General features: G+C 47.9%; 14 protein-coding genes and 1 tRNA gene. 7 read left to right on the forward strand and 8 right to left on the reverse strand.

Annotated elements, in window-relative coordinates; all coding sequences use genetic code 11:
• The first annotated feature begins 6 nt into the window (after nucleotides 1-6).
• The 3 genes from C1A08_RS11905 (at nucleotide 7) to C1A08_RS13565 (ending at nucleotide 1571) form a co-directional block, all read left to right on the forward strand.
• Nucleotides 7-1128, forward strand: coding sequence for a TlpA disulfide reductase family protein (locus tag C1A08_RS11905; protein WP_101573736.1), 1122 nt, complete (start codon nucleotides 7-9; stop codon nucleotides 1126-1128).
• Between the two features lie 122 nt (nucleotides 1129-1250).
• A tRNA-Arg gene (locus C1A08_RS11910) sits at nucleotides 1251-1324 on the forward strand.
• 139 nt (nucleotides 1325-1463) lie between these two features.
• Nucleotides 1464-1571, forward strand: coding sequence for an Arm DNA-binding domain-containing protein (locus C1A08_RS13565; protein ID WP_366465293.1), 108 nt, complete (start codon nucleotides 1464-1466; stop codon nucleotides 1569-1571).
• A gap of 167 nt (nucleotides 1572-1738) precedes the next feature.
• Here the strand turns inward: C1A08_RS13565 and C1A08_RS11920 are convergent, their stop codons facing one another.
• The gene (locus C1A08_RS11920; RefSeq protein WP_145996576.1) at nucleotides 1739-2971 is read right to left on the reverse strand and encodes a hypothetical protein; all 1233 of its coding nucleotides are present in this window, start codon (nucleotides 2969-2971) and stop codon (nucleotides 1739-1741) included.
• A 743-nt stretch (nucleotides 2972-3714) separates the two neighbouring features.
• Here C1A08_RS11920 and C1A08_RS11925 point away from each other — a divergent pair.
• Nucleotides 3715-4941 carry an MFS transporter gene (locus tag C1A08_RS11925; RefSeq protein ID WP_016564142.1) on the forward strand — a complete coding sequence of 409 codons (1227 nt, stop codon included), beginning with the start codon at nucleotides 3715-3717 and terminating at the stop codon, nucleotides 4939-4941.
• 89 nt (nucleotides 4942-5030) lie between these two features.
• On the opposite strand, the gene mobV is transcribed toward C1A08_RS11925, so the two are convergent.
• The 6 genes from mobV to C1A08_RS11960 form a co-directional block, all read right to left on the reverse strand.
• Nucleotides 5031-6398 (reverse strand): MobV family relaxase, encoded by a 1368-nt coding sequence (gene mobV, locus C1A08_RS11930; RefSeq protein ID WP_022508104.1) that lies wholly within the window; start codon nucleotides 6396-6398, stop codon nucleotides 5031-5033.
• Between the two features lie 193 nt (nucleotides 6399-6591).
• Nucleotides 6592-7560 (reverse strand): toprim domain-containing protein, encoded by a 969-nt coding sequence (locus C1A08_RS11935; RefSeq protein ID WP_016564201.1) that lies wholly within the window; start codon nucleotides 7558-7560, stop codon nucleotides 6592-6594.
• A 254-nt stretch (nucleotides 7561-7814) separates the two neighbouring features.
• A complete protein-coding gene (locus tag C1A08_RS11945; protein ID WP_016564203.1) occupies nucleotides 7815-9056 on the reverse strand; it encodes a primase-helicase family protein in 1242 nt (413 codons plus the stop codon).
• A gap of 310 nt (nucleotides 9057-9366) precedes the next feature.
• Nucleotides 9367-9756 (reverse strand): hypothetical protein, encoded by a 390-nt coding sequence (locus tag C1A08_RS11950; RefSeq protein ID WP_016564204.1) that lies wholly within the window; start codon nucleotides 9754-9756, stop codon nucleotides 9367-9369.
• 18 nt (nucleotides 9757-9774) lie between these two features.
• A complete protein-coding gene (locus C1A08_RS11955) occupies nucleotides 9775-11010 on the reverse strand; it encodes a site-specific integrase (RefSeq protein WP_101573740.1) in 1236 nt (411 codons plus the stop codon).
• 483 nt (nucleotides 11011-11493) lie between these two features.
• A complete protein-coding gene (locus tag C1A08_RS11960; RefSeq protein ID WP_101573742.1) occupies nucleotides 11494-12615 on the reverse strand; it encodes a metallophosphoesterase in 1122 nt (373 codons plus the stop codon).
• 276 nt (nucleotides 12616-12891) lie between these two features.
• On the opposite strand from C1A08_RS11960, the gene C1A08_RS11965 reads away from it, so the two are divergent.
• From C1A08_RS11965 to C1A08_RS11970, 3 genes are all read left to right on the forward strand, one after another.
• A complete protein-coding gene (locus tag C1A08_RS11965; RefSeq protein WP_055203288.1) occupies nucleotides 12892-13461 on the forward strand; it encodes a zeta toxin family protein in 570 nt (189 codons plus the stop codon).
• Nucleotides 13454-13615, forward strand: coding sequence for a hypothetical protein (locus C1A08_RS13300; protein ID WP_172970774.1), 162 nt, complete (start codon nucleotides 13454-13456; stop codon nucleotides 13613-13615). The genes C1A08_RS11965 and C1A08_RS13300 overlap by 8 nt, the downstream gene beginning before the upstream one ends.
• Before the next feature lie 130 nt (nucleotides 13616-13745).
• Nucleotides 13746-14696 (forward strand): DMT family transporter, encoded by a 951-nt coding sequence (locus tag C1A08_RS11970; RefSeq protein WP_101573744.1) that lies wholly within the window; start codon nucleotides 13746-13748, stop codon nucleotides 14694-14696.
• Between the two features lie 89 nt (nucleotides 14697-14785).
• On the opposite strand, the gene C1A08_RS11975 is transcribed toward C1A08_RS11970, so the two are convergent.
• Nucleotides 14786-16057, reverse strand: coding sequence for a hypothetical protein (locus C1A08_RS11975; RefSeq protein ID WP_055203293.1), 1272 nt, complete (start codon nucleotides 16055-16057; stop codon nucleotides 14786-14788).
• Nucleotides 16058-16280 lie beyond the last annotated feature (223 nt).

Below are 16280 nucleotides of genomic sequence, written 5' to 3' on the forward strand. Positions count from 1 at the left end.
AAGCATATGAAAAAATATTTGATTTCATCGATCGTAGCTGCGGCCGTGTTGTGTTCGTGCGCGCAGCCGAAACAGCAGACCGGTTATCGGATCGCCGGCGAGATCGCCGGCGTTGCCGGAAAAGTATACCTGACCGTATTCGAAGGCAAGCTGCCGCGGGTGATCGACTCGGCCGAAGTAAAAAACGGGGCGTTCGAATTTTCGGGCGACTGCGCGGTGCCGATTTTTGCCGCCGTCGAAACTCCGGACGTTCCGTTGGTGCGGTTTTTCCTCGAAAATAGCCCGATGATCCGGATCGTCGGCGCGGCCGACCGGCCGCAGGATATCCGGGTGACGGGTTCGGCGACGGAAGACCTTTACCGGCAGTTCCTCGGGCAGGCCGATTCCGTCGCGAAATTGCTGGACAGCGATTCGGTGAAGCTGTCCAGTACGCGGATCGCCTTCGATCTGGAGAAACAAAGGGATAGTCTCGGCCGGGTATTCGTCCGGAAGCATTCCGGCAGCGTGGCGGCGGCTTATGTGCTGTTTCGCGGCCTTTCGTACGAGATGTCTGCGAAGGAGATCCGTCAGGCGCTGGACGGGCTGACCCCGCCGGCCAGCGCTTCGGTTTATGCGGAGCTGCTCGAAAAGATGGCCGCTGCGCTGGCGAGAACCGAACCGGGGCAAAAATATGTCGATATTTCGGTTCCGGATACGGCTGGGATGGAGTTGCCGTTGTCGCGGTTTGTCGGCGAGGGAAAATACGTGTTGCTCGATTTCTGGGCTTCGTGGTGTCCGCCTTGCCGTGCGGAGATTCCCAACCTCGTGACGGCTTATAAAGAATTTCATTCGAAAGGTTTCGAGATTTACGCGGTATCGCTCGACAAAAACAGAAAGGCGTGGCTGGACGGCATCAAAATGTTTAAAATGGATTGGCCGCAGGTTGGCACCCTGAAATTCTGGGAGAGCGCCGCAGCCGAAACCTACGGGGTTCGTTCGATTCCGTCGAACGTGTTGATTGGCCCGGATGGGACGATCCTGGCCCGTAACCTGATGGGAAGCGCGCTTTTGCAGAAGTTGGGGGAATTGCTGGTGCCGCAGCCTTCAAAAAGCGCTGCCGCTTCCGAAAACTCCGCCCCTGCGAATTAATGCGGGAGTCCGTTCCCCGTATTGAAATGAATGTTCCCGATTTCCGGGGTTTTCATAAGTTCTTGAGGAAAAAATTTGTAAGGAATAATTTTTTGCTTATCTTTGCACTCGCAAAAGGGAAAGGCTCCGTAGCTTAACTGAATAGAGCACTTGACTACGGATCAAGAGGTTACAGGTTTGAATCCTGTCGGAGTCACTGATTGCAAACGGCTTGTCGGAAACGACAGGTCGTTTTTTATTGTTGTTTCGGGTGGATTTCGGGGTATTTTGAAAGGATTTTGTAAACGAAAGTGTAAACCGGAAATCGACATGACTACAACGGTCGGAGTCGTGTTATACACCTCACACTCGCTAACGGGAAGCATCCTCTGATGCTGAGATTAACCAAAGCAGGGAAACGGAAGTATATCAGCCTGCATTTATCGTTCGCCCCGCAATTTTGAACCGCGGCCAAGAGTCGTCCGCGCCGTCACTATCCCGGTCGGGAAAAGATTGTCGCATTGATCGAGCGGAAGATCAGGGAATACGAGAAACAAATCGTCGACTTCAAAACCAACGAGCGGAGCGATACGCTGCACATGTGTCGCATGTCGACAATCCGTGCCTCTTTTTATTCTCCTTTCAAATCGTCTTCGTCGAGGCGTACCGTGATTTTCATCGGCTTCCCGTCTCTGACGATATCCAGTTTTCTCGTAAGACTTTCCTTGATTTTAACTGCATTATCGAACGATAAGTCTTTTAGGGTAAATCCGTTTATCGCAACAATTTCATCTCCCTTTTGCAAGCCGGCCTCCTTGTAATGATTGTTCTTGACATAATCGGGCATCATCGTGACGATTCGTCTCCCGTCCAAGGTCGTGTCTACTGAAAAATAGAATCTTCCGGAAAAATTATTGAAAATTCGGCTGAAGTTCCTGATCGGCTGCAATCCGACCTGCCGTGAATCGAAGTCAAAAAATACATTAAACCTTTTCAGAAAATTCAAACCGATGATCCCTCGTGCATAAGCGCTTAATTGCGTAGCGAATTCATCCGTATAGATGCGCATTGAATCGATCTTAAAACCATCGAAAGCGATTGCATTGACGTCATAACGACTCCGATAGCCACCTCCATGACCGCGATTTATCAGAACGGCATCCTCTCTTTTCCTGAAAAACTCGATCTCTTTCGCAGACGGGAGCAATACGAAGTCCTGCGCCATGCCGGTATCGATCAAATAAGGATAGTCGATTGTCACCGTATCTCCGGTCGCGCTTTTAACGGTCAACGGAAACTGTATATGGACCGTGTTCATGCTTCCTCGCTCGTTGACAAAAGGGAGCCAGTAACAGTCGGCGGGTCTCCGGAACTTTTCGGCTTCGTGTATCTCCAGATAATTATGCTCGAAATTAAGTTCCCAGACATGGGTCGAATCGTTATCGGGAAAGCCGACCGTTCCCTGTAAATCCTCGGTCGAACCGTATTTTTGATTCCGGATCAGAAGATAATTATAAACCAGATCGACATTCGAAATAGCCGCTCTCGTCGGCTTCTTATGAATCGCCTGCCGGAATGAGGAGCTTTCCGAAGTTTCCCATGCCGTGTGAGGTGAAAAACACACGTGATCGGGTTTGTCGCTCCACGCCGGCAAAGGATGAGTCGCGCAAAATGAGGAATCCAGGATCAGATAGCCGTTGGTAGCGCCGGTATCGAACAAGAAACGTCCCGTAATCGTGTCGTTGAACGCAACGGGAATGATGATTGCTCTTTTTTCTTTTTCAAAGAAATAGGTTCTTCGGGATCGGGGCCCGACTTCACAGCCCGACAGCAACAGTACCGCGGCAGAAACCAGTAGTTCCAAGCAAAGGGAATTTCTCATATTAGAAAATATTGAACGAACAATTGCCTCTTCTGTTTTTCAGAAGGGGCTGTTCTGCCGTTTGCCCCGACTTATCGAGCCGGACATTTGCTTTAAATGTTAGCGATTTTATTTTAAATTCTGAACGGTTTCGTCTAACCGTTTGATGAATAAACATTTAACGGAGTATCTGAAAAGTAATGGTAACGACTAGGAAACCGTGCGATTTTCAGCGTTTTGCGGTGTTTTACTATCAAATAACTCTTTCAGGTGCAAAGATACGACAAATCTTTGATATAGTATCCAATACAAACAGTATTCGCCATTTTTTGCCTTTCGATATATACCTATTTGCTTATGCCGTTATTTTTTGCAGATTTGGATAAAAAAGGAAAGGCAAAATTCAGGAAGCATTGAAATTCTTTACTTTAGTTAGTGCAAAAATCGAATAATTTATTGTAACTTTGCAGCGGATTCGGTGTGCATATAATACCATCCCAATTAAGATAAGTCGCAACATATATAGTGGTTTTCAATATGATTATGAACAATTGTACAATATTAACAGGTAAAAACACCGTTAATATTGCATATCATAAACCTTGGTAATTTTTCCACATTCAAATCTAATTAATTCGATTTGAATGTCATTGTCTTTGTAATCCGGCATGCTATTTCAGGCTTGTCGAGAGATTTTTTGTGCTATAAAATCAAGAAACATTCAAAAGATAAAAGGAAAAATTCAAATGGAAAAAATCAGAAATTGGAAACAAGATTTCTATACAATATGGGCGGGGCAAGCTGTGTCCCTGATAACAAGTGGGGTTCTTCAAATGGCCATCATCTGGCATCTGACAAATACAACAGGGTCTGCGATGGTGTTGTCAATGGCGACCTTGGTTGGGTTTCTACCTCAAGCGGTTTTAGGTTCTGCAATCGGAGTACTTGTTGACCGCTGGAACCGGAAAATGGTCATGATTGGTGCAGATGTCATCATAGCTTGTGCTGGACTGGTACTTACCGTAATTTCCCTGTCAGCGGAACTACCTGTATGGATAGTAATGCTCATCCTCTTCATTAGAAGCGTTGGCACTGCATTCCATTCCCCTGCGTTAAGTGCGGTAACACCTCTTTTAGTGCCTGAAGAACAGTTAGTCAAATGTGCCGGCTACACCCAGTCCATCCAATCGGCAAGTTTCATCCTAAGTCCGGCAATTGCCGCTTTTCTCTATGCAAAATGGGGGTTGAATTCTGCGGTTGCCCTTGACGTATTCGGAGCAATAATTGCCTGTATCACTGTTGCAATGGTTCACATCCCAAAACAACCGATTGAAGCGCTGCAGCAAGAAAACTTTTTCACCGAACTGCGCATTGGCTATAACGCAATACGACAAAATAAAGCTCTTTTCACATTGCTTTGGATAGGAGCAATCAATATGTTCATTTATATGCCAATCAATGCGCTATTTCCGCTGATGAGTATGAATTATTTCGAGGGAAGTACCTTGCATGCTTCCGTGGTGGAAATTGTTTTTGCAGTTGGTATGTTGTTGGGCGGACTTCTATTGGGCGCATGGGGAGGTTTCAAAAAGCGCATGGCAAATATCATCGGCTCTATCTTTCTTATGGGAGTGTCATTGACTGTTTCCGGCTTGCTACCAACCAATGGTTTTATGATATTTGCGATATGTTGTACGTTGATGGGCTTTTCTGCCCCATTCTATAATGGAGTACAGACCGCGCTATTTCAAGAACAGATACAACCCGAGTATTTAGGGCGTGTTTTCGGACTTCTTGGCAGCATCATGTCGTTTGCCATGCCGCTTGGGTTGGTAGTGTCGGGTGCATTTGCAGACCAAATCGGGGTAAACCGTTGGTTTTTGTTCTCAGGTATGGCTATTCTGCTTCTCGCTATAATAGCCTTATGTCTTCCACAACTTAGAAAGGTCGACAATCAAAAACAAAAATCATGATTTATGAAACGTAACTAAATCTAAACAGCAATAAGCCTCTGATAGGGAAATACGATTATCGGAGGCTTATTGCAATCTGTTTTAACTACTTATGTAATTCCTCTACTTTTCCTTTGTGGTTGAATTGGCTGTCGTATGCTCTGCCGTAGCCTGTCGAACTGTTCCCTGAACCATTCGCCTATGGGCTGGCGGTTGATTACGAGTGTCAGTTTAGACTTGTCCGCAGGGTCTTTCACCACTTGAAAGCCTGCTCTTTCTGTCGTAAAACTCCGATTATGTTCCTCCGAATAAAGTTTGCCCTCGTATATCAAAGGCTTACCATAAGTCAATGTCGTGGTCTGCCTTTCATTGAACCCGACAAGGCGGCACAGGCTCTCTATTCTCATAATTTCCTTTGCCATAGGAAACCATGCACACAGCTTTTCGATAATGCGTTTCAAACCTGATACTTCATCTTTGTGTCTGACACTTTTTTCCGCCATCTCCTTACGGTGATTCTGCTGTATTTCCAACAACTGGCGGTTGTGCTCGGTTTGCATCGTGTGTATGCGGTTTTGCAGTATCTCAATGGTTTCCTCATGGGTGGCAACTTCCCGATACAGGGCGGTGTTCTCCCTTTCCAAAGTCTTGACCTTGTTGCTCCCGAAAAGAGAACCGACACTTTCAGCTATGTTGGTCGCTGCGGTGGTGGCTGCACCTTTCAGTTTCTCGGTCTGTACCTCTTTCTTGGCTTGTCTGAGTTCCTGTTCGGTTTCGGTTTTCTGCTCCTGTAACCGCTTGTTTTCTGCATCAAGGGCAGCGTTCTTTTTCTGTATGTCCCGATAATACTGTGTCGTGGTGGTGTGCCGTGCTTCGGAACCTCGCACACCTCGCTGTAATCCGTATTTAGCCATAACCCTTGCATAATTGTCGTGGTACGCAATCAAGGTCTGACGGTTGAACAGGTCATCGGCACACAAACGGACGGTATTTGCTTTCTTGTGATACTTCCGTTTGCCGTCTTCCTGCTCTTTCTTGGCTTTGCGCCTTTCACCTGTCACGATGGGAACAATGGCTGCATGGATATGCGGTGTCTTCTCGTCCATGTGAAGATGGGCGGCAACCACGTTCTCCCTGCCGAATGTGGCTTGCAGCCATTGGATGCTGTCGCTGCACCATTCGTCAAGTCTTCCGTTTTCCTGTATGTCCATCATGTCCTCATGTGTTCCCGACAGAACCACTCGGACTACACGGACTTGGTCATGTGTAATCTTCCGCTTGATGCCTGCCGTGTTCAGCCTGTGGGCAATCGCTTCATCCCTGCCATGAACGCCATCGGGGTATTCTATAAGTACCCTGTTCAGATGCGTTCTTGTCGGGTCTGCGTTTTTAGGTATGATTCTTCTCTCTATATGGTCGGATTGTACGGTGTCCGATGAACCTTTTGCTTTCTTTATGTCCAATGAAAAATATCCCATGTAGTTTGATTTTTACGGTTATTGTTATGAGTGTATTCTCTGCCTGTGGCATTGGCTCTCAGGGTTTCCAAAGGGATTTCCCTTTGGCTCGATAGGGAGTTTTTAGCATTACCGTGTAATGCGTGAAGAAAACGCCCTATTGAGCTATGGTATTTCTGTCTAAATACCCTTGGGAAAGCGAACCTGTTCCCCTCTATATTTTCAGCCCTTTCTTTTTCGGTGGCTGCATCATCCGCCTTGCGGATTGTACTTGCTTCTCCTCCTTTATCGGCTCTGTCGATTGGGACAAGAGTTTTTTGCACAGGTACTCGTTCAAGTCATTATACCCTGCATAGTGAACCGACATATCCTGCAAGCGGTCACCCAACATCCGTTGCAGGTTGGCGTATGCGTTCCGTCCTGCTGTGTCATTGTCAAGGAAACAGCCGATTCGGGTATAGGTTGCCAATATGCTTTCCGCTTTCGAGAGGTTGGAAACGGAGTTGAGAATGACGTAATCCTGTGCATTCAATCGTGGGTGTTGCGGATTGTTCTTTACTCGGATGGTCAGGAACGAGAGATAATCCATGAAGCCCTCGAAAAGATAACAGACGGTTCGTGGCTCTTTTTGCTGTCGGATATGGGTGATGTCCTTCGGGGCGACACATCCCTTGAAGTATCTATTACGCACTTCATACCCTCTTGCCATATTCGGGAAGCCGATGGCGAAATAGGGTTTGTCGGCATTCTCAAACCGCAGTTCCTTACACTCCCTTTTGGCGAGTTCAATGTCTATCCCCCTTTCTTGCAGATAGGCAATGAGCGCAGGTGATGACAGCTCGCCAACTCTTAATACCCGATAAGTGCGGTTGTCGGATTGCTGCTTGCCAAAAGAAAACGATGCAGGGCGGATGTATGGTGTCCGTTCCTCTATGCGCTTCAACAGGCAGGTTACATCTTCCGTATGGTAGAGTTCCGCTGCCAATGCGATGATGTTACCGCCCTTGCCAAGTCCAAAATCGTACCATTTGTTGAGTTCTGTGTTTACCTTGAAAGATGCGTCCGTTTCCTCTCTCAGCGGTGATTTGTACCAAAAGCTGCTGCCCTGTTGCTTGACGGGCGTGTAACCCAAACTTTGCAGATAGTCTGCGATTCTGATTTGTTTAACTTCTTGTATGTTCATGATATTCTATAGATTTGATGATGATTGTAAAAACGTTGATTTGTTGAATGGCTTATATAACACATTTATTTACAGAAAGATATTTGCTCAACATCTTCTCAACAAACCACTCGCCAAAAGAGAAATCAACAATCGGGTGCTGTTCCTCTCTCAACTTCTCTTTTCGATTGTTGAGATTTTGTTGAGAGTGTATATTGTTTATTGTCAGCATAGTTATATCCTTATTCATCAATTCAACAAAAAAAAGAATGATATTACAGGGATTCAAGTTGTTCCCTCGTGACAGAATAGAAACGACCGACCCGTTTTACAGGCTCATACCGACACTCCCGATTGTAGTTGAATTGGTAGGTGGTATAGGTCAGTCCGTTGGGTGCAGGCGTAAGTTTCCAACACTCCTGCAACACCTTTCGGACTTGGTGCTTCTCCACTTTTACCTGCGAGTGTACCAGCAACAGAAGAATGTCGTTGTAGCAGAACGAGAATGTGTCCGTGCCGACACTATCCATGATGTCAAGTATCAGCTCGTGCATCTCTATCTCCAGTCGGTTACGGTTGCTGCGGATTATCTTCTGCAAGGCTTCGGTATGCAACAGCGATGGAGCAAACCACATACGGCTTTCCTTTTCGGTGGATAGTGTTCTGTGTTGCAGGAAATGAAGAAAGGCGGGTATCTCCGCTTTCAGCTTTTGCAGGAAGTCGGTATCATCAGACTGCAAGCGGTCTATCTTGCGTACCCAATAGCGTGTTTCCCCTGCATCAATGATTACAGGCAAGTACTCGTTGTTGGAGCATAGCACGAACTTGGCGAAAAACGCTATCTCGTCACGGTCTTTGCCTTTGGCTTCCACCTTGTAGGAAAGTGTGGTGCTTAGGTTCTTCAACCGCTCGCTGTCCTCCCTACGGTTGAGCAGCACCTCGTCCACCACGATAAGCAGTTTGCCGGCCCAGTCGGAATTGAATTGGCTACGGAAATCCTCGTTGGTGTTAAAGGTTACATTGTTCTGAAATAGGAGTTTTAGAAAATTCAGAAATGTGCTTTTGCCTGTGTTGCGTTCCTCTGATACCAACAGCAGGATAGGCAGCTTTTGAATGGGGTACAAGTAGAGCAGTTGTAGGTAGTCCATGCCCAACTCGTATTGCTCCCCGAAGATGTGACCTACCAAAGATTGGATATGCGAGAAATCGCCCTCTTTAGGTTGGTGGTCTATCGGTTCATAGAGGTTAAGGAACTTGCCGACCACGGGATGGTAGCCGATGTGTTCGGGTACGGTGCAGAAGCCGTCATACTTGGGAACGCTGCCGATGTAGTCCTTGCCGTAGTCTTGGCGCAGGGTTTCGTTGTTCCATGCTATGCGTTTCCTTACATACCCTCCGTTCAGTTTGGGCTGCTCCACAATCTTGTAAAGCGTAGTCCCCACTCGGATGAATTCCTCCTTTGCCATGCCACCATCCGATGGCGGTCTGTGGCTGTCTTGTTGTTTGTTAGCTGACATAATCAAATGGTTTTAAGTTTGAAAAATACCAGCTACAAAAGTATAAGCATTTATCGGATAAGTTGTTACGCAAAACGCGGCAGAACGGTGACAAATAGCCCCCGAAGAAAAAACTTTCAATGGTTTGGAACGGAAGTCGGGCAGGACAGACGAAAAAACTCCCAAAAAACGAATGTGGGGATTACGCTTTTCGGGAGAAAAAATTGGAGTTCCTGTTGATATGTCGGTCAGATTATATGCTGACACGCTGGCTTGATTACTCTATTCGTGACTGAATGAATGGATTCCGTCAGTCGTGCAACCAATTCAGCTACGAGAAGTATTCGGCTTTGGCTATGCCGTTGGTGTTCAGCGAAAAGAAGATGCTTGTTTTCTCTTTTCGCAAGTACAGTCTTTCAAGAACGGCATTGCGCACCTGCTTCGCACTGTATGTGCCGATACGGAACGCAAGGGCGATTATCGTTTCAAGGCTGTAAACCTCCATGCTGCACTTGTCGGACAGTCGGATGGTATGCCTTATCTCACACTCATTCAGAATGCCGTTCTTGCAGAGTGTCTTTATCCCTGCCCTGATAGTCGGGGCGGTTACATTGAACAACTCGCAAAGCTCCCACTCACTCATGGCGGTTGCCTGTATATCTTTCGGCATAACTACATTGCCGAACTCGTTCATTGTTATGATGTTTCTTTCCTCTTTCATTATCGTTTGATTTAAGGGTTACTGAATGGCATTGCAAATGTTCTTTTCCATATCCTCCAGTTTGTGCGACAATGTTTCCATATCCTGACTAATCTTTTGGGCTGTGATTTTTGCGTAAATTTGGGTCGTTTTTATGTTGGTATGTCCCAAAAGTCGGCTGACGGTTTCAATGGGTACTCCGTTGGATAACAGCACAGTGGTCGCTGCCGAATGTCTTGAGCAATGATAGGTCAAGTGGACTTTTATACCGCACAACTTGGCAATGGCTTTCAGCTTCTTGTTGCAAGTCGTGTTACTCGGCATGGGGAATACTTTATTATCTCTTGTCATACCCCTGTACTTCTCTATTATCTTTCGGGGAACATCCAACAATCGGATATTGGATTCCGTGTTAGTTTTCTTTCTTCGGGTGATAATCCACAGATTTCCGTCAAAGAATGTTTGCAGGTTGTCTTCCGTAAGGTTCTTGACATCGGAATATGCCAAACCTGTAAAGGTGGAGAACAGAAATAAATCCCTGACAAGCTCGTGTGTCTTGTCGGGCATATCGGTGTTCATCATTGTGTGTATCTCCTCTCTCGTAATATACCCTCTGTCCACGCTTTCGGGAGAGTTGATGTACCCTGCAAAGGGATTGAACGGCAGACGACCGTCATTCCTCGCTATGGAAATAATGTGTTTCAGCACAATCATGTAGCCCCAAATGGTATTGGTGCGGCATTTTTTCTCAGTACGCAGGAAATACTCGAAGTCGTTGATGAACGAGAGGTTCAACTCTTTTAACGGAATATCTTCACGCTTGTAGGTATGGGGTAGGAACTCACGGATGTGCTTGCAGACGGTAACATAACGTCGGAATGTTCCTTTTGCCCTGCTGTGTCCCACTTTCTTGGCAAATTCGCTGTTGTGTTGTTCAAACAGTTTTAGCAAGGTTTCCTGTTTGATACCGATGCCGAGATAGGCATCTTTCAACTTGGCAGCAGTGACATAACCGTCCGTCTGCATCAACTCTTGATAACGGCGGTTTATCTCCACTCTGATTTTGTCAACGGCACGGTTGATTCTTTGCGCTTCGGCACTCTTACCCGAAGCACGGTTGTTCTTCACGTCCCACAGGCGCAAGGGAACATCCATCTTGCAACTGAACTGCTTAATCTCTCCGTCCACCGTAATGCGACACATCAAAGGCAGGTTGCCGTTGGGTTTCTCACTGCCTTTCTTCACGTAGAACAATACCTTAAATGTACTTCTCATAACTCACTTTTTTTTGGTTACAAAATTAATTCATAGTGAGTTACCGACAGATACGACACATAACGCCAAACGATGCAAAATTTAGGTTTCGCAAGAAATTTGCATCATCGCACGGGTAATGATAAAGTAACTGAACTTTTGCTGCGTTTGTCCATATTCTGTCTCTTCTTGGCTTTTGAACAAGAGAAAAATATAGCGTAACGAACGCTTTTTCAGTCTGTTCGCTACGCTTTACTCAAATTTGCTATTCCGTTAGGTGTTTATTTTAGGAAAAACGTTGAGAAAAACTTTTTCCGCTTTTGCGCGCGTTTATTTGTTTGCCTTATTATTTGACTATCGGTGTGTAATACGCATTGTCAGTCAGATAGATGTAGGATGCGCTCGTCGGCAAGGCATCCGGCTCGGAGCCGTACGGGAAACCGCTTTGCCGAAACCGGTTTTTCTTCTCCGTTTACCTTAAGTTAACAAAAGGCAAGTCGAATTTCAATCGATTTTTATTTCGAATTGATCGTAATCCGCGACGCGCCAAGCGTATTTGGCCGTACGTTTCGATAATGCGAATAAAGGAGAGAATGTCCGCACGTAAATGGTTTTACCGTCCGGCATGAACTCGAGGATGCGCAACCAACAGTCCCCGCCATTCCCATTCCAGTCGCCGTCCCCGTTCTGCGAATTGAACATCATTTGAGGGATATTGCGACCGTCCGCGGCCTTGTCTACGCGATAAGCGGCCGTACTTCGGTAATCGATGCTGTCGGAGGAATCGATCTTAGGCGGCGTTCCCGTATGTCCGCACAGTACCAGCGAGATGTTTTTCGAGGGGTAGATCAGTTTGTCCCACACTTCCTGCGCCCAGTTTCGCGGCGTCAATTTATAACTTTCCTGCTTGATACGTTCTCCCGAGGTGCCCAGGAACGAATGCGTGAGAACGATGACTTTGTGATTGCGGAATTTTTCGGATTCGATCAGTTGACGGGCCCAATCCAACGCTTCGTCGCGGGGAGCGAATTCAAAAGCTATTACCAGGATATCGCCCCATGTTTTGTTATGAAATTCAAATGCCGCGTTTTCCATGGTGTTTATCCCCTGATAATTGCAGCCCGTGGCGACGAGCGAATTGGCGAAACACGAATTGCGTTCGGGATAGACGTACTCGGGCATGGATGAATAGCGGTTTTCCGCCGCGACGTACCCTACGTCGTGATTGCCCTGGGCGATGATATAAGGTATTTTGCCGTCCAGACGGGCCAGTCCTCTCGATACGGATTCCCATTGTTGACGGGAGGTCTGATCCCCATTGTAGGGATTGGGAACTCCTCCGCTCGTGAGCAGGTTGTTTTGCTCCACCATATCCCCCGTAAACAGGGCGGCTGCGATGCGTAAGCGTTCTGTATTTTGGGCGATCCATGCGGTCTGCAATTCGAACAAGGGCTGATTGGCGGCGAATTTGGTGTAACTCTGAGGATCCGGAACCATAATCATGGTAAAAGAACCGCTGTCTTTCAGAGTAGGGTACACAGGGATTTGCGGTTCACCCAACGGCCCTTGTGCGGACAGTCGTGCGGCAAAAAGCAATGCGAGAATGATATAAACCGATCGTTTCATGGGATAAACATTTTATACAAATATACGGTTAAATTATTTGCCGCACGTTAATAATAAATGAAAAAACGGAAAAATCGAGCGCCGTAAAAGCCGGAGCCCGGTGTTGAGTCTGCCGATCCGATGAAATCGTTCCGCTGTTCGGGCGAAGGAGGTGGAGAATATTCATTTGCCCGGGAGGTTTTGGAAGGCATTGGGGGCGTCTCGAAAATAAAATTGCATTCCGATGTGGCGGCATTATCGCCAAATCGTTTATATTTGTGATGTCAATCAGAGAATATGCCGAACCTTTACGTCATAGCGGGGTGCAACGGGGCGGGGAAAACGACTGCTTCTTACGCCGTTCTGCCCGAAATGCTGGAGTGTAAGGAATTCGTCAACGCGGACGAAATTGCGAAAGGGCTGTCCCCTTTCAATCCGGGTAGCGTTGCGATCGAGGCGGGACGGCTGATGCTCCGGAGAATCCATGAGCTGATCGACCACGGCGTCGATTTTGCGTTCGAAACGACTTTGGCTACGCGTTCGTATGCGAGTCTGATCCGAACCGCTCAAAGCAAGGGATATTATGTGTCGCTGGTCTATTTTTGGCTGAATTCGCCGGAACTGGCCGTCGGCAGGGTACAGATGCGGGTGGAAGCGGGAGGGCATAACATCGATCAGAAAGTCGTTCGGAGGCGGTATCGCAGCGGAATTAAGAATCTGTTCGATATTTATATTCCCGTTTGCGACTACTGGATCTTGCTGGACAATTCCCGCCCGCCTTCTAAAGTGATCGCCAAAGGCAATCGGGATAAAACAAAATCGATCGTTGAAACGTTAATATATAAAACGCTGAAGAATTATGAGTGACATAGAAGTCCAGCAAATGGAAGAAAACATACTGAGGGGCGTAGCCCTTGCGTATGAACGGCTCGTAGAGCAGAAGAAAAAAGAGGACGGAGAACTCGTTTTCGCGCGTGAAGACGGCAAGATCGTGAAAGTCAAAGCGAAGGATTTACAATAGAGGCTAATCTCCAATGTGCCCCGGCCGGAACAGGCCGGGGTTTCTTTTTTGCGGCGTGACGGCGGTACGGATCGCTTTACGGTTAACCGTACGTCGGAATAAATGCTATTTTTGCAGCAAAATCTGAGGTATGAATGCAAAAGCCAAAGGTTATCTGCTGGGAACCGTCGCCGCGGCGACGTACGGTATGAACCCGCTGTTCGCCCTCCCGCTTTATAAAGCCGGTATGGATCCCGATTCGGTGCTGTTTTTCAGGTATCTTTTCGCGATCCCGATTCTGGGCGTTATGCTTAAGGCCCGCGGGCGCGATTTCGGGCTGCGCCGCCGGGAAGTGTTGCCGCTGATCGTCCTGGGCCTGCTGGTGGCCCTCTCTTCGCTGACCCTGTTCCTGAGCTATAACTACATGGACGCAGGCATAGCCTCTACGCTGCTGTTCGTCTATCCGATTTTCGTGGCGCTGATTATGGCCTTCTGGTTTCGGGAGAAGCTTTCCATGCGGACGGCGTTGTGTATCCTGCTGGCACTGGGCGGCATCGCGCTGCTTTACGAAAGCGGCGACGGCGCGACGCTCGATCTTACGGGGACGATCCTGGTGATGGTTTCGGCGCTCTCTTATGCGATCTATATCGTCGGGGTGAACCGCCCGGCGCTGAAATCCGTCGCGACGCTCAAAGTGACCTTTTACGTCTTGCTGTTCGGGCTGTCGCTGTTCTTCGTCCGGCTGGACTTCGGCAGCGCCGTCAGCGTTCCGGATCGCTGGTATTTATGGGGGAATCTTGTCGCCCTGGCCGTTTTCCCGACAGCGATATCGTTTCTTTGTACGACCCGCGCCATCCAATACATCGGTTCGACTCCCACGGCTATTCTGGGAGCTCTCGAACCCGTGACGGCCGTATTTTTCGGCGTGGCGGTTTTCGGGGAGTCCCTGACTCTGCGGATCGGGTGCGGAATTTTACTGATTATCGTGGCCGTGAGTCTTATCGTCGCGGGGAACAGGATCGCGTCTTACCTCGTGCGTTTCCGCAAGTTGTTCCCGCGGCTGCCTCTGAATCGGAAAGGTTGCCGTAATGCCGGGAAATAACCGTTTGTCCGGATGGCGCGCGACGGGATGCAGATTCGCAGACGACGAATCCGGCCGGCTGTCCGGGCATCTCGTTCGCAAAAGGAATCCTAAATACCTCCGATTACGGAGACGGCTCCGTATTTGATGATTTCGAACAGGGCGGAACTGGCGCAACCCTCTAATATCGAACGGTATCTTTTCGAAAATTGTTTGAACTTCAGTTTGCTGCGGCTGTGTACGACCTCTTCGAGCGGAGCCCTGATCGCCTCGGGGATTTCGTCTTCGTCTTCGTTGATCTGGCAATAGTAAGCCTCGCACAGGGCGTCGAAGTCGATTTGGGCGAATATGCAATCGAAGTCTTCGATGATATACCGGTTATTCAGATCCAGCACCGCCTGGCGCAGTCTGCGGTAATCGTCCTGTGAAAAGCTGTCGTCCGCTTCGAAGGCGATGTTTACGATATCGCTCTGTTTCAGGTCGAAACGCCGGTCTTTTTGCAGTTTGACCAGGGTGTTTTTAATGAAGTGGGTCGCTTTTCTGATATCGACCGCTTCGTTGTCCTTGTTGATGGAAAGGAATTCGAGGGCCTTGATGACGCTTTGTTTTTCGGCATGGATCCGGAGCAAAAGGGTTTTCAGGTTCCGGCACATCTTTTTGGCTTCGGGAGCGTTGGAAAGAATCTCGATGATCCAGCAGGGGATTCCGTCGTACGTGTAGCGATACAGCCTGAGGTACTGCGCGCTCCATTGGTCTTTCAGCAGGACTTCCGTCGCGCCGGCCGGCAGGCGCCGGAAGTCGGACGCGCGTTTGGCATGTTCTTCGACGATTACGATGGATTGACCGGACTGCACCCAGTATTTTCGAATCTCATGCAGGGAACCGCAGGCCGTAGAGCCGTATAGATAGAGTTTGGCTAGGGCGGGACCCGCGTCGGAAAACGAAGCGCGTACGTTTCCCCCTTTGGCGTCGTTTATCCGCACCTCGTGCCCGAAATGGAAATCGAGCAACTGCCGGTACGCGCTTCCGTTCTCCGGGTTCAGCCGATCGGGTTGAATCCGGTAAGCGCTTTTCACCTCGAATTTTCCCAGAATGCCGCCGTCCGAATAAAAACGGTTCGCGCACCGTTTCAGGCAGGCGATCTGGTCTTTGTAAAAAGACGGGGGCCGGCTGAACCGCAGGGCATGTCTGGCGTTGCAGAACGTATTTTCGCCTACGCAGTAATAATACTCCTGGAAATGCCTGCCCTGCATGGCTCCGAAATGCCGGATGTATTCCCTGCCTTCCGTATCGGGGGACACGAAGTACGGCTTGCGCAATTTGCCGGACTTATGCAGAAAAAGCCTGCAATCGGTAATCGGATACTGGACGGTAATATTCATAGCCTTTCATCGGTTCATAGAAAAAAAGAGGATAAAATCCTCTTTTTGCAGGGCAAAACAAAATAGTTTTGATCTTTTTTAATTTTAATTGCACTCATTCTTTGAAGAATGAAAACGGACATCCTTTCGTATCATGTAAACTCCACGCGCCGTATTTAAATTTCCGACCGCCCCGACAACTTATGCTTTCATAAGCTGGAATTTTCATTCATTTAAATCAAAA

It is taken from the genome of Alistipes sp. cv1, assembly GCF_900240235.1.
Classification (GTDB): domain Bacteria; phylum Bacteroidota; class Bacteroidia; order Bacteroidales; family Rikenellaceae; genus Alistipes_A; species Alistipes_A hominis.

Excerpts from the sequence above, each read along its gene's own strand:
- C1A08_RS11905 (WP_101573736.1), top strand. The coding sequence starts at position 7 with ATGAAAAAATATTTGATTTCATCGATCGTAGCTGCGGCCGTGTTGTGT.
- C1A08_RS11925 (WP_016564142.1), top strand. The coding sequence starts at position 3,715 with ATGGAAAAAATCAGAAATTGGAAACAAGATTTCTATACAATATGGGCG.
- mobV (WP_022508104.1), bottom strand. The coding sequence starts at position 6,398 with ATGGGATATTTTTCATTGGACATAAAGAAAGCAAAAGGTTCATCGGAC.
- C1A08_RS11935 (WP_016564201.1), bottom strand. The coding sequence starts at position 7,560 with ATGAACATACAAGAAGTTAAACAAATCAGAATCGCAGACTATCTGCAA.
- C1A08_RS11945 (WP_016564203.1), bottom strand. The coding sequence starts at position 9,056 with ATGTCAGCTAACAAACAACAAGACAGCCACAGACCGCCATCGGATGGT.
- C1A08_RS11950 (WP_016564204.1), bottom strand. The coding sequence starts at position 9,756 with ATGAAAGAGGAAAGAAACATCATAACAATGAACGAGTTCGGCAATGTA.
- C1A08_RS11955 (WP_101573740.1), bottom strand. The coding sequence starts at position 11,010 with ATGAGAAGTACATTTAAGGTATTGTTCTACGTGAAGAAAGGCAGTGAG.
- C1A08_RS11960 (WP_101573742.1), bottom strand. The coding sequence starts at position 12,615 with ATGAAACGATCGGTTTATATCATTCTCGCATTGCTTTTTGCCGCACGA.
- C1A08_RS11965 (WP_055203288.1), top strand. The coding sequence starts at position 12,892 with ATGCCGAACCTTTACGTCATAGCGGGGTGCAACGGGGCGGGGAAAACG.
- C1A08_RS13300 (WP_172970774.1), top strand. The coding sequence starts at position 13,454 with ATGAGTGACATAGAAGTCCAGCAAATGGAAGAAAACATACTGAGGGGC.
- C1A08_RS11970 (WP_101573744.1), top strand. The coding sequence starts at position 13,746 with ATGAATGCAAAAGCCAAAGGTTATCTGCTGGGAACCGTCGCCGCGGCG.
- C1A08_RS11975 (WP_055203293.1), bottom strand. The coding sequence starts at position 16,057 with ATGAATATTACCGTCCAGTATCCGATTACCGATTGCAGGCTTTTTCTG.